Source organism: Pseudobutyrivibrio sp. UC1225 (genome assembly GCF_900115215.1).
In the GTDB taxonomy this organism is placed as follows: Bacteria; Bacillota; Clostridia; order Lachnospirales; family Lachnospiraceae; genus Pseudobutyrivibrio.
Window position 1 is genome coordinate 133,105 of record NZ_FOVQ01000002.1, and the last position, 19,759, is coordinate 152,863.

The 19,759-nt window shown below is 40.7% G+C and carries 14 protein-coding genes; 9 read left to right on the forward strand and 5 right to left on the reverse strand.

Translation table 11 applies throughout. The features are described 5' to 3' along the window. Positions 1 to 8: 8 nt before the first annotated feature. Positions 9 to 533 carry a flavin reductase gene (locus tag BMZ41_RS03555; RefSeq protein ID WP_090169112.1) on the reverse strand — a complete coding sequence of 175 codons (525 nt, stop codon included), beginning with the start codon at positions 531 to 533 and terminating at the stop codon, positions 9 to 11. Between the two features lie 17 nt (positions 534 to 550). Further along, positions 551 to 2,476 (reverse strand): EAL domain-containing protein, encoded by a 1,926-nt coding sequence (locus BMZ41_RS03560; protein WP_090526937.1) that lies wholly within the window; start codon positions 2,474 to 2,476, stop codon positions 551 to 553. A 190-nt stretch (positions 2,477 to 2,666) separates the two neighbouring features. On the opposite strand from BMZ41_RS03560, the gene BMZ41_RS03565 reads away from it, so the two are divergent. From BMZ41_RS03565 to BMZ41_RS03605, 9 genes are all read left to right on the forward strand, one after another. Further along, positions 2,667 to 3,731, forward strand: coding sequence for a branched-chain amino acid aminotransferase (locus BMZ41_RS03565; protein WP_090526939.1), 1,065 nt, complete (start codon positions 2,667 to 2,669; stop codon positions 3,729 to 3,731). Beyond that, positions 3,710 to 6,343: a bifunctional diguanylate cyclase/phosphodiesterase gene (locus tag BMZ41_RS03570; RefSeq protein WP_090526941.1), complete on the forward strand. Its 2,634-nt coding sequence runs from the start codon at positions 3,710 to 3,712 to the stop codon at positions 6,341 to 6,343. The genes BMZ41_RS03565 and BMZ41_RS03570 overlap by 22 nt, the downstream gene beginning before the upstream one ends. A gap of 60 nt (positions 6,344 to 6,403) precedes the next feature. After that, positions 6,404 to 7,669 (forward strand): serine hydroxymethyltransferase, encoded by a 1,266-nt coding sequence (glyA, locus tag BMZ41_RS03575; RefSeq protein ID WP_090526943.1) that lies wholly within the window; start codon positions 6,404 to 6,406, stop codon positions 7,667 to 7,669. 166 nt (positions 7,670 to 7,835) lie between these two features. Next, a complete protein-coding gene (locus BMZ41_RS03580; protein ID WP_090526945.1) occupies positions 7,836 to 10,157 on the forward strand; it encodes a collagen binding domain-containing protein in 2,322 nt (773 codons plus the stop codon). Continuing rightward, positions 10,147 to 10,743: a class D sortase gene (locus tag BMZ41_RS03585; protein ID WP_143071317.1), complete on the forward strand. Its 597-nt coding sequence runs from the start codon at positions 10,147 to 10,149 to the stop codon at positions 10,741 to 10,743. The genes BMZ41_RS03580 and BMZ41_RS03585 overlap by 11 nt, the downstream gene beginning before the upstream one ends. 252 nt (positions 10,744 to 10,995) lie before the next feature. Then, positions 10,996 to 11,670: a hydrogenase nickel incorporation protein HypB gene (hypB, locus tag BMZ41_RS03590; RefSeq protein WP_090169100.1), complete on the forward strand. Its 675-nt coding sequence runs from the start codon at positions 10,996 to 10,998 to the stop codon at positions 11,668 to 11,670. Positions 11,671 to 11,739: 69 nt separating this feature from the next. After that, a complete protein-coding gene (locus BMZ41_RS03595) occupies positions 11,740 to 14,523 on the forward strand; it encodes an FAD-dependent oxidoreductase (RefSeq protein WP_442960244.1) in 2,784 nt (927 codons plus the stop codon). 156 nt (positions 14,524 to 14,679) lie between these two features. Next, entirely contained in the window at positions 14,680 to 15,678 is a 999-nt protein-coding gene (locus tag BMZ41_RS03600) for an alpha/beta hydrolase (protein ID WP_090526949.1), read from the forward strand. A gap of 114 nt (positions 15,679 to 15,792) precedes the next feature. Then, entirely contained in the window at positions 15,793 to 16,548 is a 756-nt protein-coding gene (locus BMZ41_RS03605; protein WP_090169095.1) for a helix-turn-helix domain-containing protein, read from the forward strand. A gap of 406 nt (positions 16,549 to 16,954) precedes the next feature. Here BMZ41_RS03605 and BMZ41_RS03610 read toward each other — a convergent pair whose 3' ends face one another. Genes BMZ41_RS03610 through BMZ41_RS03620 form a run of 3 tightly spaced genes read right to left on the reverse strand, consistent with a single transcriptional unit; the run spans position 16,955 to position 19,759 of the window. Continuing rightward, the gene (locus BMZ41_RS03610) at positions 16,955 to 17,557 is read right to left on the reverse strand and encodes a cytidylate kinase-like family protein (protein ID WP_090169094.1); all 603 of its coding nucleotides are present in this window, start codon (positions 17,555 to 17,557) and stop codon (positions 16,955 to 16,957) included. Between the two features lie 33 nt (positions 17,558 to 17,590). Next, the gene (locus tag BMZ41_RS03615; protein WP_090526951.1) at positions 17,591 to 18,247 is read right to left on the reverse strand and encodes an arginase family protein; all 657 of its coding nucleotides are present in this window, start codon (positions 18,245 to 18,247) and stop codon (positions 17,591 to 17,593) included. A gap of 3 nt (positions 18,248 to 18,250) precedes the next feature. Beyond that, entirely contained in the window at positions 18,251 to 19,759 is a 1,509-nt protein-coding gene (locus BMZ41_RS03620) for a TrkH family potassium uptake protein (protein ID WP_090526953.1), read from the reverse strand.

The window sequence follows — 19,759 nt, forward strand, 5'->3', positions numbered from 1 at the left end:
CATAATTTTTATCGGGCTCTAATACTTAGAATCTCTCCAATATACATTGTATGGAAATCATCCAGGTGTCTATCGCTGTATTGTGCATCGAGAATCTTTGGGTCGAGGATTGTGTTCTCGGTCATAGGTACTGCAGCAATCTTGCGACAAAGGATGATGAAGTTTGCATCATCAATATATGGAACATCCATGATTCGCTCAACGTTTACTCGGCAAGCTTTAAGTTTGTCTTCGTTTCTACCACTGAGCTGATCAAGTACCTTCATAAGCTGAATATTGTTTTTTTCTTTCATATCGAAAAAGCAGGCACTAAAGAATTCACTTTCATCCAATAGCTCTTTGGTATATCTAGTATTTCTCAAGAATGCATAAATTACATTCTTTCCCCAAATATGCCCCACACCTCCATTGTGAGAAGAGGTGGCATTAACTTTTCCATTGGCTTCTGCCACAATGGCAACACCTTCTTCTTCAAGTTTTTTGATAGGGTTCCATTCGAGCATATCGATTGGATAAGGTTGAAATGTGTGCATAATAAGTCCTCGCTTTCTTATTGATACATATATTTAAGATTATTATCCTGAATAAATTTCAAAAATTCATGCTCTGGGAGAGGTTTTGAAAAATAGAAGCCTTGAATGAAATCTACTCCCAGTGTCTTCATGGCATCGAACTGATCTTGAGTTTCGATACCTTCTGCCACAATCTTTAGTCCAATAGAATGAGCCATTTCTATAACTGCATTCACTATGGCTATAGCCTTGTCGTTGTCCTTAAAGTATTCATCGGATAGAAGCTTATCCAGTTTAACAATGGATACAGGCATATCAATGATGTAGTTAAGGTTTGAGCTACCTGAACCAAAATCGTCTAATGAGAAGCAGAGACCGTGTTCTTCCAGCTTCTTCATATTTTCATGAAGTCGTTCTTTACTTCGAAGTGAACTTGTTTCAGTGATTTCCAGATTAATCAACTCCGGGTCAATCTGGTAATCTTCCAACATCTGCAAAATCTTTGTAGTAAAGGTTGGGCTTTCGCCCTGTTTTACTGAAAGGTTAAGCTCTATATGCTGAATTCCAATTCGTTCTATATGGTAGGACTTTATAAATGAAAGAGTTCGTCTGTAAATGGCATCAGAAAGTGGAATGATTCTACCAGTTAACTCAGCTACAGGAATGAATTCGTTAGGCTGAAGATAAGATCCATCAATAAGCTTGATACGTACCAGAGCCTCAGCAGAGGAGAACGTGTTCGTAGCTATATTAAAGATAGGCTGGTAATGAACCTCTATCCTGTCATTTTCCATTGCCTCAACAACCAGCTTTTCAACATCCTTCTGCCTACGGACATTTTTCATGGTTTCAGCAGTGACAATTACCTCGTTATTAGACGAGTTGCCTTTGTTGCTAGGAATGTAGTTAGCCAGTAACATCATCAGTTCGTCAGCATTATCGGAAATAGTGCAATCCGGAATGATGGTATAGAAAGGTCTAAGGAGAGTTATGGCATCTCCAACATCTGAGTTATTTTCAACGGCTTGAAAATAGGTGGAAATTTGGTATTTTGTGCTCTCCAAAAAATCAGTATTTTCAAATATTAAAAGGAAATGACCTTCGGCGGTATCAAAAATTTTTGCCGTATCTACTGAGAACAGGAAATCCGAAAGCATTTCTATAGTCTGTCTTAATAGTTTATTTTCATCAGCAGATTCTCCAGTGGTTTGGAAGGAGATTCGCATTGCTGAGAAGTTTTGTTTTGTCTGGTAAAGGTAATCTAAATACTCGTGGATAACAGCCGAGCTGAAATGACCGGTACGTCTTGATAGCGAACTCTGAGGATTTTCAAGCTCGAAATACATTACCAGAACGCCGATACAGGAGGCAAAGCTGACAATAAGAAGCTTTGGATTCAAAAACTGTATAATGGCGGAGATAGACCAGATTGTCATCCATAAACAAAGAGCGTATACCTTCTTTTCCTTCAGATGTTTCCTAAGGGCCATGGCTGCCAGAATAATTGACAGAATATATATAGCAACAAATATGTAAGTAGCTATTGCTGCTGGACCATAGGTATAAAGAGTCTGTCCGTCATAGTAATAGTGCAAAGGCAGATAAACTGTTACAATTACACCGATAATACAGAATACCTGATAACATAATCCCAGGAATTTTTCATGAGCACTACCAAAAAATTCGAATAAATCTGAAACGGAGTAACCTAAAGCACTAAAAGCTACTGTGTGGAGCGAGATTAAATAAAGTTTGCAGATGGCAATTACAATGTATTCCTGATATTTTCTTGAATACACAATAAAATAGCAGGATGCTATATCTAAAATGACGCATGCTAATATAACGAATAGCGTAATTTTGAATTTTCGCTCTGAGCTAAGTCCCATTGTTGGTTGCTTTTTATAAAAAAATAAGAGCAACGCAATAATGACCAACCCACATACTTGTGTGTATATATTCATAATATCGCCCCACTATCTAAACCTATTTGGATTATAGCATTAAAGGGTATTTCTATTTGCAAAGAAACTATGAAAAAAATGTAAAAATAAAGGCATAATTTAGCACACTAAAGTGTTGACGTATCGAAAAAAAAGTACGATAATAAATCTCAAGTTTATTATTGTGAGAAATTGTTATGGAGGCTTAAAAATGGAAATCAGATTTGAAAAACGTGAGAAATTGAAGGATAAGCCAGATTGGAGCAACCTTGGTTTTGGTAAGTACATGACAGATTATATGTTTATCTGTGATTGGGATAGAGAAATTGGTTGGCATGATGCAAGAATCGTCCCAGAGGGACCAATCGAGATGGATCCAGCCTGCATGACTCTTCATTACGCACAGGAGACATTTGAAGGTATGAAGGCATATCGCAGAGAGGATGGAAAGATTCAGCTTTTCAGACCTGAGATGAATGCCAAGAGAATGATTAATTCTAATGAGAGACTTTGTATGCCAGCATTCCCAGTTGAGGACTTCGTTGCAGCTGTAAAGGCACTTGTTAAAACAGAAGAAGCATGGGTACCAAAGGAGAAGGATACATCTCTTTATATTCGCCCATTTATGTTTGCTACAGAGGCAGCACTTGGCGTACACATGGCTAAATCCTACAAGTTTATGATTCTTTGCTGTCCAGTAGGAGCATATTACGCTACAGGTCTTGACCCAGTTAAGATTTTAGTAGAAAATGAACTTGTTCGAGCAGTTGCAGGTGGTACTGGCTTTACAAAATGCGGTGGAAACTATGCAGGTTCTATCGCTGGACAGGTAAAGGCAGAGAAGCTTGGTTATTCTCAGGTACTTTGGCTTGATGGTAACGAGAGAAAGTACGTAGAAGAAGTTGGAACCATGAACATCATGTTCAAGATTGATGGAGAAATCTGGACAGCACCTACAGTTGGTACTGTACTTCCAGGTGTAACCAGAGATTCTATGATTCATCTTCTTAAGGATTGGGGATACAAGGTTAGAGAAGAGCGCCTCGCAATTGATGACCTTATGAAGGCAGGCCATGACGGCAAGCTTGAGGAGGTCTTCGGTACAGGAACAGCAGCAGTCATTTCTCCAGTAGGAGAGCTCCGTTATAATGACGACGTTGTTGTAATAAATGGAGGTAAAACCGGTGAGCTTACACAGAAGCTTTATGATACCTTAACAGGTATTCAGTGGGGTAGATTACCGGATAATTACGGATGGACTCAACTAGTAGATTAATCAATGAATTAGAAGTAAATAATGATGACTTACAGTCTTTACAGGACTCATTCTGTAAAGCCAATGATATGTACATGATATGCATTGGCAGAAAGCATGGTCAGCTTACATCCTTCTCAGGTTCCAAGCCTGAGGAGGATTTTGTTGATGCCAATTTTCCGGATAGTCTTAGGAAAGAGCTGATAGAATCCTTTGTGGATGGTGCACCGGAGAATATCGTTGAGCGCACTGGCACAGAGGATTATTTTTTATACAGAGGAGTTGCCTTCAGAGGTGAGAAGGATGAGGTAGTAGGCAAATGGCTTTGCTTTGCAGTGGATAAGGATAAAGTTCCTGCAGGTCGCGAGCTTCCAACTGCCCTTCGCACAACTACAGTAGCTCAGCTTGACAAGGCTATTGCCCTTCTGGAAACTTTGTCAAAGCACTATGTGGCAGAGATTCTTCGCAATGAGAGGCTTAAGAAAAAGCTTTCCCAGACTCAGAGCGAGGAAAAGGAAGTGGAAAATAAGCTTATTAAGAATGAGCTTATGACAGAGATATTACGCCTCATGGAGTCAGAGGATTCCTTTGCCGACGTGGCAAATGAGATTCTTTCATTCGCAGGGAAATATATAGAGTGTACTAACACTTCACTGGTTCAAATGTCCATGGATGGGCTAACGGCTGATATGATTTTGGAATGGAGCATGGGCGATGAAAAGCTTTCACCTATTTTCCAGGGTGTTCCCGTAAAGGAACTACCATTTATGAATGGAAAGCCTTACACCATCTCAAGTGATGCGTCACTTCCAGAGGCTTTTGAAGAGTTCTTTGGAAAATATGCTATCAGTAGCGCCATTTTCCTGCCTATCAATGTTGATGACCAAGCGGCAATGTATCTGTGCTTCCTTTCTATTAAGCAGGATAGACAGTGGTCTGTTGACGAGATACGTTTCTCTAATGATATAAAAAATATTCTTCATAATATATTGATTAAGAAGATTACTGCCAACTCACTTGCAGGTTCTTATTCAGCCTTGGAGGCTATTTTGCAGAACGCAGGCTATGGTGTAATCGTAGTAGATTCAAACCAGAAGCAGGTGCTTTACAAGAATGATACCTTCGGAGACATGTTCGATAATTCTATCGATTCAGTGGCTGTGGAGGAGTTGATTTTTAACAAGAATTATAATCTTTCAGAGCTTAATGGTTATTCAGCAAATGGTTCTGGAAAATGGTTTGATATTAGTGTTGCAGATATCAGATGGGTGGATTCTAGAGAGGTTAGACTTATTACCTTCTACGATACTACCGATATCCGTAACTATCAGAAAAAGGCTGAAAAACAGGCTCAGACAGATACTCTTACAGGCTTATTTAACAGACAGGCCTGTGAGAAAGATATCGCTATGGAGTATCACATCGCCACAAAGCTTAACAAAGAATTTGCTGTTCTGATGTTTGATATTGACGATTTCACAAACATGAATCAGGGCTTAGGCTATCGCATTGGCGACGACCTTCTTGAATTCATTGCCCACAGCATCGACGAGATTTCTTATATCAAGGGCAAGTGCTATCGTATCGGCGGCGATGAGTTTGCTGTAATCGTAGACCATGACAATATCAAAAACCTTGAGCTTATTATTAAGAGAATCATGAATCTCTTCGATAATCCATGGGTATTAAATGATAAGGAATACAACTGCACAATTAGCATGGGCGGCCTAAAAGCGCCTGCTAATATCTTAGATGCGTCAGCTATTCTCACACGTCTCACAATTGCCCTTCATGGTGCAAAGGAAAAAGGTCACAATAGCTTTGAGTTTTACAATGAAAAGGCTGATGTTATCGTGGCAGAAAAGCAGGAGTTGGAGGATGACCTTAAGCAGGCTGTAAAGCGTGGTTGTAGGGAATTTGTTGTATTCTATCAGCCTATTATGGAGTTTGTTGGAGGAGTTCCAAATTGTTGTGGTGCAGAAGCCTTGGTTCGTTGGGATTCTGCTGAGAGAGGCATGGTAATGCCATCGGGCTTTATCACAGAGGCTGAGGAACAGAATCTTATCGGTGATATCGGTCATTATGTGCTTTTGGAGGCAGCTAAATCTTGTAAGCACTGGAATGATTTTGGTCATCCAGAGTATAAGATTAACGTTAATATTTCTCCAGTTCAGTTGATACAGAAGGATTTTGTGGATAGGCTGGATGCTGTTCTCAAACAGACCGCTATCAACCCTAAGAATCTTACACTTGAGGTTGTTGCTGACTTTGGACCAGGCGCAATGCCAAAGGCTGTTAAGGCTCTTGATGCGGCAAGAGCACTTGGCTGTAGAGTTGCCCTCGATAATTTTGGTGCTTCAAATTCAGCATTAAATGACATTAAGACTTTGCCAATAGATACTATAAAAATTGATAAAAACTACGCACAGAACATGGATGGTGATGTTTTCGCTCAGTCCTTTGTAAAGACAGTATCTGAGCTTGCAAACTCAGTTGACGTTGATGTTTGCGTAGAGGGTGTTGAGGAGGACAAGCAGATTACTATGATTGGTGACTATCCAATTAATCTGGTGCAGGGCTTCTTCTTCGACAAGCCACTTTCTAAGGAAGAATTTGGCAAGAAATACATTTAGGTGAATACCGGTAAGCCGGTTCACATAGAACTATTTTAGAAGTAATAGAAAGGGAAAGTAATGTACACATTAAAGGACATCAAAAACACAGATCCAGAAATCGCAGAGGCAATTGTAAAAGAATTCAATCGCCAGTCAGAGCACATTGAGCTTATTGCTTCAGAAAACTGGGTATCACCAGCTGTAATGTCAGCTATGGGCTCAGTTCTTACCAACAAATACGCTGAAGGCTATCCAGGAAAGCGTTATTATGGCGGCTGCGGCGAAGTAGACGTAGTTGAAGAGCTTGCAAGAGAGCGTGCTAAAGAACTGTTCGGATGTGACTATGTTAACGTTCAGCCACATTCAGGTGCCCAGGCTAACATGGCAGTTCAGTTTGCCGTACTTCAGCCAGGTGATACAGTAATGGGTATGAATCTTGACCACGGCGGACATCTTACTCATGGTTCACCAGCCAATTTCTCAGGCACATATTTCAATATCGTTCCTTACGGAGTAAATGATGAGGGCGTTATCGATTATGATGATGTTGAGAGAATTGCAGTAGAGTGCAAGCCAAAGATGATTATCGCTGGTGCATCAGCATACTGCCGCAAGATTGATTTCAAGCGTTTCAGAGAGATTTGTGATAAGGTTGGCGCTGTCCTTTTCGTAGATATGGCTCATATTGCAGGACTTGTTGCAGCAGGCGTACATGAGAGCCCAATCCCTTATGCAGATATTGTTACTACAACAACTCACAAGACTCTTCGTGGCCCTAGAGGCGGTATGATCATGGCAACAGCAGAGGCTAATGAGAAGTACAACTTCAACAAGGCTGTATTCCCAGGTATTCAGGGTGGTCCACTTATGCACGTACTTGCTGGTAAGGCAGTATGCTTTAAGGAAGCACTTGATCCATCCTTCAAGGAATATGGACAGCAGATTGTAAAGAATGCTCAGGCGCTTTGCAAGGGCTTACAGGATAGAGGTATCAAGATTGTTTCTGGCGGTACAGACAATCACCTTATGCTGGTAGACCTTACTCCATTTGAGCTTACAGGAAAGGTTGTAGAGAAACTTCTTGACGATGCTCACATCACAGCCAACAAAAATACTATTCCAAACGATCCTAAGTCTCCATTCGTAACTTCTGGTATTCGTCTTGGTACTCCTGCAGCTACAACACGTGGTCTTAAGGAGGAGGATTTCGATAAGGTAGCTGAGGCTATCGCCATCGTTATCAAGGAGCAGGAAGCTGGAGTAGAGAAGGCTCGCGCTATTATTAAGGAGCTTACAGACAAGTATCCACTTCCAGGTGAGGCGGAATTTAAAGCTGAATTATAATATTGGATTTAATGCACAATACGTGGCATAATACACAAGTTGTGTAAAAATACACTAAATATACATAAATACATTGATAGTTATTGACAATAATATTAATCTGTACTAACTTTTTATTTAGCGGTTTATACATGCTGGGGAGCATATACAGAAAGGGATTAATATTATGAAAAAAAGTGTATTTAGCCTTTTGTTAGGGGTGATTGTACTTTTTATGACAATCAGCCCTAATTTTATTGCTCAGGCACATGAGCTTGAGAATGAGGCAAAAGAAAATGTTGTTAAAAGTGTTACCTTTTTAGCAAACGGAAATCCAGTATCTGATGGGGATACGGTTTCATTAAATGATGAATTTCAGGTAGAGTACAGGCTTGAATCTCCACTTTACATGAATTATTCAGATGAGGATAAAGAAGAGGGGCATATTTATCTGGCTGAGGGAGATGTTGTTGATCTTCCATCGATAATGAGCACAGCCTTCGATTTATCTAACATAGAAGATTTTGATCTTAATCTTGATGATGGAACAAAATTTGGAACAGTAAGTGTTTCACCATCTGGAGAGGTTAAGCTTACAGTTACTTATTCAGAAAATAAGAATGTAAATGATGTTGTAGTTGGCCTTACCTTAGGCCTAGATTCAAAGGTGGTTAAGGATAAGCAGCAGTATACTTTCCAGATTCCAGGAATTGCCCCAAAGACTATAACAGTAGATATGGATGATGACCCAGCTATTCCAACACCAGATCAGCCTGAGGATAAGCTTACACTTTCCAAGGATGGCGGTGTATTTGGAGAAGATGGAACTGCTAGCTGGCAGATTAATCTTAAAAACAACGGCTCAGAGCTGACAGATGTTGTATTGTACGATTTCTTTACAACAGATAAGACCACTGACCTTGAGCTTGTTACAGACTCTTTAATCGTGAAGGATGAGGCTGGAAATATTCTCAAGGAAGGTGTTGATTATACTCTTTCTTATGAGAAGGGGCGCAATGGCAAATCTAAGGGTGGCCAGAAGTACAGCTGGAAAATAGAATTCGGAAATGTTTCGGGCAATCAGAATTACACTGTAAGCTATGACACCAAGATAAACGCTTACGATAATTTCATCGAAAATAACCACACTATCCCTGTTAATAAGGCATGGGCAGAATACAGCTATCTTGATGGGGAAGAGCCTGTATTTATAAAGGGCATAACAGTTGAAAAAAAGGGTACTGGAAAGAATATTGTAGGCAATTCTGTACTTAATAAATATGCTTTGTCTTCAGACCCTGGTAAGCGTCAAATTTCATGGCAAATAGTTGCAAATAGAAACTTTAGAGAGCTTACCAACGCATCACTGACAGAAAAAATCGGTGAAGGCCAAAGGCTTGTAGAGGTTACATCTGTTAGAGTTAACGACAGTAAATGGAAGGTGTTGGCTAGAAATATTCAGCCTGTAAAGGTTTCTGATAATGAATACAGATTTGATTTCGGTGATTTGCTAAATGGTAATATGGCCGTTATCAATGTGGTTACTGAGATTACCGACGAAGAGGCTCCTGCATGGGAGGCTTCAAATCGTGAAAAGATATATAAGAATTATGCAATTTTGGATTCTGATCAACACAGTGGACTGACCTTTGCTGCAAGTACAAGGTGCAAATGGAACACTAAGATTTTACAGAAGAGTGGAAAAGTAAACGAAGCAAATAACAGCATTGAGTATAAAGTAGTAATTAATGCAGCAGGACAGACTCTTCCTGATAGATTAGAGCTTAAGGATACACTAGGAAAGAGCCTTACATTTGATCAGGATTCAGTGAAGCTTTATTTCGGACAGGTTAATTCTTCCACCAAGGAAGTAGAGCCAGGTGAGCTTATCGCCAGTGGCTACACAAAACAGTTCTCCATCGAAGGGGATAATCAGGTACTTACCTTAATTGCTCCAGAGTTTAAGGAGAACAATTATACTTATGTTCTTACTTACACTGTTACTCCTAAGGAAATTGTTAAAGATGGTGATTACACCAACAGCATTCAGCTTTTAGGTTACGGTGAGGAAGAAATTCAGAGAGTTGAGGAGACTATAGCTTATAAGAATTTTGGCGGAGGCTGGGCTGAGGATCCAAAGAAGCCATCTAAGACAGAACCTACACCAACACCAGTTGTAACACCTACACCAACACCACAGCCATCCTCTAATTCTTCTAATGGAAGTGGAAGTGGTTCATCGTCTTCATCAGGTTCATCCAGCTCGTCATCAGATGATCCAAATAAAGTAGTAGGCTACGGCGAGACTGTTATTTCAATTGGTTCAGATATGGTTCCTGGGGCTGCTATCGGAGGAACTGATACTGATACAATAAATGCTGGTAGTAGCTTGGCTAAAACAGGCGGTTTCATTGGTACAGTTGCAGGTTATCTTGCAGGTATCCTTCTCATTGTAGGTGGATGCATAATTGCTTTTGGCGGAAGAAAAAAAGCAGGTAATGAAAAATAAATCAATTATAAAATTAGTAGTTGGGATTACTCTGATTTCAATAGGGTTTGGGCTTATCCTAAGCTCAGTGCTTGTGAATGTAAAACAGCATATTGAGCAGGATAAGCTTATAGTTGAGTTCAAGGAGGCAATTGAAGCCTCAGAGACTCAGGAAGAAGCCTTTACAGAACCTACGTTGAATAATCCAGCCATCGAAGGAGATGTTCTATATAATTTAAGGATTCCATCAATAGAATCTGAAAATCCGGTCCGCGAGGGAATCAGCAAGGGTGTACTTGCTGATTCTCTCGGACACGAACCGGGGACAGCTTATATTGGTGAAAAGGGCAACTGTGTCATTGCCGGCCACAGAAATTACACCTTCGGAAAGTTTTTCAATCGTCTGGATGAGGTTCAGGTGGGAGACGAGATTTACGTTGATACCAAAACAGGTACACGTAAGTATATTGTTAAAGAAATAAAGGTTGTTGAGCCAGAGGATGTTTCTGTTTTGGAGTCGACTGATGAGGAGCAACTTACTTTATACACATGCACTCCAATTTATGTAGCAACACATCGACTTGTTATCATTGCAGATCCCGTTTGACACTTTCCACAGATTTTTCATACAGTTGTTGTATACTATTCCTATATTGAATAGGTGCATTCCAAAAGATAATACACACCTGTGTATTAATGGCGTTTTGTACTAGAATTTATACGGACTTAAGACACGAAACCTAATTGACATTTTTTTATCAATTAGGTTATATTTATATTCAGAGGAAACTCTAATTAGTCGTTGGAGTTTACTTAAACGAGGTTTATTACACACTCATTTAATTGCGTGGAGGAATAAATGGAAGACTATAAAGTAATAGAAGTAAAGCAGAGCATCTTTGAAGATAACGATGCAGATGCTGAGAAGCTTAGGGGCGAGCTTAAAGCTCAGAAGACATTTTTAGTTAATCTTATGTCTGCTCCAGGCTCAGGAAAGACCACCACTTTATGCCAGACAATCTCACGTCTTAAGGACGAGATGCAAATCGGCGTAATGGAGGCTGATATTGATTCTGATGTGGATGCTGCCACTATTCAAAAAGCTGGCGCTCGCGCAATTCAGATACACACAGGAGGCATGTGCCATTTGGATGCCGATATGACCCGTCAGGGACTTAAGGAGTTTGGCACAGAAGATTTAGATCTTGTCTTTCTGGAAAACGTTGGAAATTTGGTTTGTCCAGCGGAATTCGATACAGGTTCATTGAAGAATGCTATGATTCTCTCAGTTCCAGAGGGAGACGACAAGCCACTTAAGTACCCACTGATGTTTTCAGTATGTGATGTGGTGCTTATCAACAAATGTGACACCCTGCCGGTGTTCACGGAGTTCTCAAAAGAGGCTGTAAAAGAAAGAATTCACAAGTTAAATCCAAATGCAAAAGTCATATTTGTTTCGGCAAAAACTGGCGATGGCTTTGATGAATGGGTTGACTGGTTGAGGGGCCAAGTGAATTCTTTCGTTAATGATTAGTCTTTTTGAGGTTGAGTATAAATAGTTTAGTAAGGTTTTAGTTAAAAGGAGGAAATAAATAATATGGGTATGGGACCAGACCGTTTAGGAGATTTTTATCCAGATTGGGTAAATGAGTTAAAAGATGAGGATCTCCGTCCAGAGATTCTTCAGCTTGGTAAGGTAATCACAGACCGTGCAAAGATTAAGCTTGGTCTTCAGAAGATTACAAAGTACGATCCAGAGTACTGGGCTGTAGCAAACCTTGCACCTACAAAGGAGATCGCTGAGCTTGCACTTCAGATGGGTGGCATCAGAAAGCCTAAGACATTCAAGCAGATGCTTGAAATCACAGGTCTTGATGAGAAGACTCTTGAGGAGAGATTAGAGCAGGCTAGCTACACAGGTCTTTTAGAGTGGAACTATGAGAATGAAGCTCATGAGAAGCAGTGGGTTCTTCCAATGTTTGTTCCAGGTTCTGCTGAGTTCTCTAATATGAACAGAGATGTTCTTAAGGAGCACCCAGAGATGGGACGCTTCTTTGAACGTATGAGCCGTCTTCCACTTGAAGGGCTTACACATATGGTACCACCAGGAGGCGCTGGTGTAGGTATGCATGTTATCCCTGTAGAGGAAGCTATCGGCATGGATCAGGAAGCAATTGGACTCGAGAAGATTTCTTACTGGCTCGATAAGTACGAAGGAAAGTATGCAAAGTCTCCATGTTCATGCCGTCTTTCGAGACAGACATATAATGAAGGTTGTGCAGATGATCCAGAGGGTTGGTGTATCGCCGTTGGTGATATGGCTGACTATGTTGTTGAGACAAACAAGGGTGGCGTTTATATCACTAGAGAAGAGGCTCTTGATATTTTCAAGCAGGCTGAGGAGAACGGTTTTGTTCACCAGATTACTAATATCGATGGCGAGAACAAGATTTTCGCTATCTGTAACTGTAATGTAAATGTATGTTACGCACTTCGTACATCACAGCTTTTCAATACTCCTAACATGTCACGTTCAGCATATGTTGCTCACGTTACAGCCGAGGATTGTGTTGCTTGTGGTAAGTGTGTTGAGAATTGTCCAGCAGGTGCTGTTAAGCTTGGTCAGAAGCTTTGCACAGCTGATGGAAAGCAGGTTGAGTATCCAAAGCACGTTCTTCCAACAGAGAAGAAGTGGTCTACAGACGAGTGGGATGACGATTACAGAGACAACAATAGAATTAACTGCTATGAGACAGGTACAGCTCCATGTAAGACAGCTTGCCCAGCTCATATTGCTATCCAGGGTTACCTTCGTATGGCTGCTCAGGGACGTTACAAGGAAGCTCTTGCTCTTATTAAGCAGGACAATCCACTTCCAGCTATCTGCGGTCGTGTATGTAACAGACGTTGTGAGGCAGCTTGTACAAGAGGTACAGTTGATGAGGCTATCGCAATTGATGAGGTTAAGCGTTTCTTAGCTGAGATGGATCTCAAGGCTGAGACAAGATATATTCCAAAGAAGATTGTTCCTTCACAGAAGGGCGAGTTCAACGAGAAGATTGCTATCATTGGTGCAGGTCCTGCAGGTCTTTCATGTGCTTACTACTTAGCACTTAAGGGCTACAAGCCAACAATCTTCGAGAAGAGCAAGTATCCAGGTGGTATGCTCCGCTATGGTATTCCTTCATTCGTACTTGAGAACAACGTTATCGATGCTGAAATCGAAATCATCAAGGAGCTTGGTGTAGAGATTAAGTGTGGCGTTGAAGTAGGTAAGGATATTTCACTTGCAGAGCTTCGTTCACAGGGCTACAAGGCATTCTATGTAGCTATCGGTTGCCAGGGTGGTAACCTTCCAAACGTTCCTGGTGATAAGGCTATCGGTACAGCTACAGCTGTTGATTTCCTTCACGAATGTTCAGAGAACGAGAAGTACGATATCAAGGGCGACCTTGTTGTTATCGGTGGCGGTAATGTTGCTATCGACGTTGCTCGTTCTGCTAGACGTGTTGGTGATGAGAAGGTTTCTATGTTCTGTCTTGAGAGCAGAGACATCATGCCAGCTTCACCAGAGGAAATCGAAATCGTAGAGTCAGAGGGCGTAGAGCTCAACTGTGGTTGGGGTCCTAAGGAAGTTCTCGTTGACGAGGCAGGCGCTGTAAAGGGTATCGTTCTTAAGAAGTGTACACGTGTTAAGGATGAAACAGGCCGTTTCTCTCCACAGTACGATGAGAATGATACAATGACAGTAGAGTGTAAGCACGTTATCTTCTCAGTAGGACAGCGTAGCGTTTACGGAGATCTCTTCAAGGATTCTAATGTAGTTATCGAGAGAGGCCCTAAGGCTGATGCTCTTACATACCAGACAGATGAGCCAGATATCTTCGTTGGTGGTGATATGTACACTGGCCCAAGATTTGCTATCGATGCTATCGCAGCAGGTCGCGAGGGTGCTATCTCAATCCACAGATTTGTACAGCCTAACAGCTCACTTACAATCGGACGTAACCGTCGTGATTTCATCGAGCTTGATAAGGAAAATCTCATGATTGGTGATTACGATCACAGCCCACGTCAGATTCCAGGTGTTTCTAAGACAACTGTTGATGGTGAGCTTACATTCCGTGATAAGACTGTAGAGCTTACAGAGGAGCAGATTAAGATTGAGACAGCTAGATGTCTCAAGTGCGGTGCTTCTGTTGTTGATGAGAATAAGTGTATCGGTTGTGGTGTTTGCACAACTAAGTGCGAATTCGACGCAATCAAGCTTTACCGCGAGCATCCAGAGTGCTCAAAGATGACTCCTTCAGAGGAGAAGCTTAAGCACATCCTTCCATACGGATTAAAGCAGGCCGTAAAGGTTACTTTCAAGGGTGGACGTAAGTAAAATATAACAAACTACACTTAGGTGTGGTAAAATAAAGCCTATCAAGTAGCTATCAAGCTCTTAGTGTTACTCAAGCGAAGCTTTCTTCAGCTGAGCGGAGTAATATCTAAGGCTTGAGAGCGTAACTTGGTAGGCTTGTTTTATTGGAGGACTAGAATGAATTTTTACTTATTTAATGAAGGCTTCGGCGAAGCAGTGCGCACCATAATATTAGTTTATCTTATTCTCACATTCGTATTTACGGTTTATTCCGTGGCGCGAATGTATTATTTTGAACATATTGCAAATGATGTTAAGGGCGGCAGAGCAAGAGTTAAGGAGCTGTCAGCCAGCGGAAGATATATCCAGATGCCAGTATATTCTATGCAGGATATGGCTGCGGATAAGCATAAAAGAGATGTAAGACTTATGTATTTTCCTGCTGATGAGCCAAGGGATAACAGGTTTGCAATGGTCCTTCCAGGAGGTGGCTATGCTCATGTATGCCTCAAGGAAGAAGGCTATCCAGTGGCAGCTGAGCTTAATAAGATGGGAATCAACGCCTTTGTGCTTGATTACAGAGCAGGTCGTGATTGTGCCCCATTTGCTCCCATGGAAGATTTAGGAGAGGCGCTTCGCCTTATTCAGGATAATCCTGAGAAATTCGATGTGACAATAGAGGATTATGCACTTATAGGTTTTTCTGCTGGAGGAAATCTTGCAGGAATATTTGGAAGTAAAAGTCATGGCTATTTAGATTATGATTTACCAAAGCCAGGAGCACTTATTCTTGGATATCCATGGACATGCGTGAACGACTTCCTGCATCATCCTTATTGGAATATTTGGATTGGATTACTTGGAGTATGGCTTTCAAACAGAGGAAGCTATTATATGTTTGGTCTTAGACATATAAAGAGTGGAAGAGAAAAGCTTGATGTTGGAAGATATATAGAAGAGGATTATCCAAAGACTTTCATGTATTCAGGTAGTTGGGATGTGCTTGTGCCAGCCAGCCGCCATGCAGATGTATTCGATGCTGCATTGACTGAGCATGGTGTAGAACACGAGTATAAGAAGTATTTTGGAATACCACATGGCATCGGACTTGGCAAACGTACCAAGGCGCACGCGTGGCTCGAAGAAGCGGTTTCGTTTTGGGAAGCTGTTATATAGAGATTCTATTTTTCATAGAGTTTGAGTTTTAGGGGATTCTAGTTTACATAGGTACAATTCTTACGTTTTTTCATATAGCATTAAGATGTAACAGATAGAGCGTCAGGAGGTCACATGTTAGATTTACTAAAGACTGGTTCATTTATCTCAGAAATGAGGAAGGACAAGGGGCTAACACAAAAACAGCTTGCTGATTTGGTAGGTGTTAGTGACAAAGCTGTCTCTAGATGGGAGACAGGTAAAGGATTACCAGACACTAGCATAATGCCAGAACTATGTAAGGCTCTTGATATTAATGTAAATGAACTGTTATCCGGTGAGCGCCTGAACGCAGAGGCTTATAGCGGAAAGGCGGAAGAGATTATGGTTGATTTAGTGAAAGATGTTCAGAATAACAATAAAGCTAGAAAACTAGAATTATTAGGTTTGATACTGGGATTGCTGCTCTTGTTAATAGGTTTATTTGGAATAATGATAGTGGGTGGCAGTGAGGTAGTATATTTTATTGATCCACCATCATTTATTATGGTGCTGGCAATCCAGTTAATTATACTTGCAGCCAGTGGCCAGATTGGATGTTTTATCAAGGCATTTAAGTATGTGTTTAGAAAGAAAACTTTGGTTGAGAGTGAGCTTGCTGAAGATGTGGCTAAATGTGAGTATGCTATAAAAATCGCACAAAAATCTGCACTCCTAGGAGGTGCAATTTCTAGCATCATAGGATTTGTTACAGTATTTGCCATTGTATGGCGCAAAGCATATGACGTACTTGGTCCTAACATGGCAGTAGCAGTATTGTCACTTTTCTATGGTGTGTTATTCGCACTACTCCTTATACCAATTCAAGGCAGATTGCATAATATGAAATAAATAGGGAATTATTCGAAGAGACTTAGCTTATGACTGAGTCTCTTTTTGAGACTATGCATCCCAAATGTTAGTGTCAGCACTTTGGGATGCATAATTTTTAATATAATTTTTGTATTATGCATCCTATAAGTATGTTTTATGATTTTGGGATGAATGCTAATACATCCTAAATGTATAGTTCTCCTATTTGGGATGCATTTATAATTAAATAATGCATCCTAAAAGCTAGATATTCAGATTTGGGATGCATTTTTCTGAAATGGAATCAATTTTAATACATCCCCAAAATGATTTTGTCTATCTAGGGATGCATAGTTGATATTTTTGTGCCATACACAATGTAACAAGCTGGATGAAGAAAAAAGACCTTAGCCAATACGACTAAGGTCTTCAACTAAATCCATATTTATTCTGGGAATTTTTCTGCTAATTTACAGATTGTGTCGACGCAAATTTCTTCTCCAAAGGCTCCGCTGTCTAGAATAACATCATATTCTCGGAAATCACCCCAGTTTTTATCTGTATAGTATTTGTAGTAGGTCTTACGTTGTTTATCCTTCTTGGCTAAGCGCTTTTCGATGCTGACATTCTCTATGTTCTCGTAGCGTTCTAATACACGTTTCTTACGATGCTCCATGTCAGCGTGAATCATTACGTTCATGCAACGAATGCCTTCTTTGCGAAGGATATAGTCAGCACAACGACCAACGATTACGCAAGGTCCCTTACTTGCACAATCGAGGATAACCTTTTTCTGTGCGATAAAAATCTCATCCTGTGGGCTCTGGAAATACATTGTCCCAGCAGCTGAAATATCAAACCACATTGCTGTTGAGGAAGTATATTCGCCCTGAGTTTCGATAAGTTCCTTGGCATAGCCGCTTTCTACAGCAACTCGATTTACAATTTCCCCATCATAAAAAGGAATATTTAATTGCTTAGCAACAGCTTCCCCAATGCTATGACCACCGCTGCCGAATTCTCTGGATATAGTAATTACTGGATACATAGTGGTTCCCTCCAATCTATTTTCTTACCCTTATTATATGATATTTTCGGATAAAAAGTCAAAAAGAGTTGTATTTGTCAGATTATTAATTTTTCCACCAGCTGCGGCGTTTTCGCCTGAGTCGCCGCATATATCTACGCCAATTATTTTGTGGTTCATACACAATTCTGAGAGCATTTCTAACATGGTTGAAAGAGTCATATCTCCCTGATCCCAATCTGTGATGGAATCGTCTGTGCGCATAACATCCTTATCTATAGAAATATATATAGGTAAATCCCTTGGAAGCGTATCTATAGGTACTTCTTCACCTACGCCATAGGTGTAGACGCCTTTAAGATGTGGAAGGGTCTCCTGTGCCTCTAAAACCCATCCTCCGCAGGAGGTAATCATACCAAAGCTAGGAGGCTGGTTGTCAGGATGATGATCAAAAAGAACAAGGTTGAAATCCTCCTGAACTTTTGTGAGCCAAAGCAGGCTTAGATAATGATAGTTGCCAGAATCTATAAAATGGATTCCGTCAGCGCCAAAAGGCACAAGCCTATCTATCAGGACTTCCTTGGCAAGGTCGTCCAGATAGCAGCGTGTGCCTTCTATTGATTTGCAATCTAAAATGCAACAATCTTCAATTTTCTCGTAGAATGACTGATAGTCGTAGGCTTCAGTCATCTTCATTAGTACTGTATTCATATATTATTTGAAATCGTCGTTAAGTACCTTTCCGGCATGTTTTAATTCTTTGTGCTTGCGTTTTGTAAATAAGTCCTGCCAGATATTTGGATGGAAGAGCATCAAAATAGGGAAGAGCTCAAGTCGTCCTGCCAGCATATCAAGAATAAGAACAATCTTAGATAAATCTGTGTAGAACGCAAAGTTACGTGTAGGACCTACCATGCTGAGACCAGGTCCTATGTTACTGAGGCAGGCGATTACAGATGTAAATACAGTTGAAAAGTCCAGGTTTTCAAAGGATAAAACAAATACACTTACGAAGAATACTAGCATAAATGTACCAAAGAAAACGTTGTTTGATCGAACTGTATCGTGAGTAACAGGCTTGCCATCCATAAGAGTCTTTCTTACGCTACGTGGATGAATGTAGCTGATAAGCTCTTTGTGTACAGCTTTTCCCATAAGCACGAAACGTGAAACCTTAATACCACCACCTGTGGAACCTGCGCAGGCACCGATAAACATGAGAAGTACTAAAACACAACGGCTTGTCTGTGGCCATAAATCAAAGTCTGCAGTAGAGAAACCTGTTGATGACTGGATTGAGGTAACCTGAAAGGCTGCCTTGGTAAGTGCATCGAAAAGTCCGGCACTACAGCTTATAGTGTTTGCAGTAATGATAGCTATTGAGACACCAGTAAGGAGAGCGTACATTCTAACTTCCTCCATACGGAAGGCATCTCTTGCGTGATGGAACAGTACATAGTAGTAGAAGTTGAAATTTACACCGAATACAAACATGAAAATAGCAACTATCCACTGACAGGCTACATTAAAGCCTCCGATACTGCTTGAGTAAATACCAAAGCCTCCGGTACCGGCTGTTGCGATACCTGTATTGATAGCTTCAAATGGAGTCATTCCTGCTATAAGAAGAAGGATAATCTCCAAAGCACATAATCCTAAATAGATTAAATAAAGCATCTGGGCTGTGTTTTTAAGCTTTGGAACAAGCTTTCCAACTGATGGTCCAGGTGACTCAGCCTTCATAAGGTTGAACTGTGAGCCCTCACCACCGGCAAGAGGAATTATAGTAAGAAGGAATACTAAAACTCCCATACCACCAACAAGGTGAGTGAAGCTTCGCCAGAAGAGTGAAGCGTGTGAAAGCGCTTCAACATTATCTAATATAGAAGCTCCGGTTGTAGTGAAGCCGGAAACAGTCTCGAAAACAGCATCAACAAAATGTGGAATCTCATTTGTAAGCCAAAGTGGAATGGCACCGATGACTGATAAGATAACCCACGAAGCGCCTGTGCAGAAGAAACCTTCCTTCAAATAGAAGGAGACCTCTTTAGGCTTTACTCGACTGTTAAGTATGCCGAGGATAAGACAAGGAACCGCAACTACTGCGTAATCAATCCAAACATCCTCGTGATATATAAGTGCTACGAAAATCGGTAGCATCAAAAATATTCCCATGAATCCCACTACGTAAAGCAGGATAAAACGAATGACGGAATTATTCAT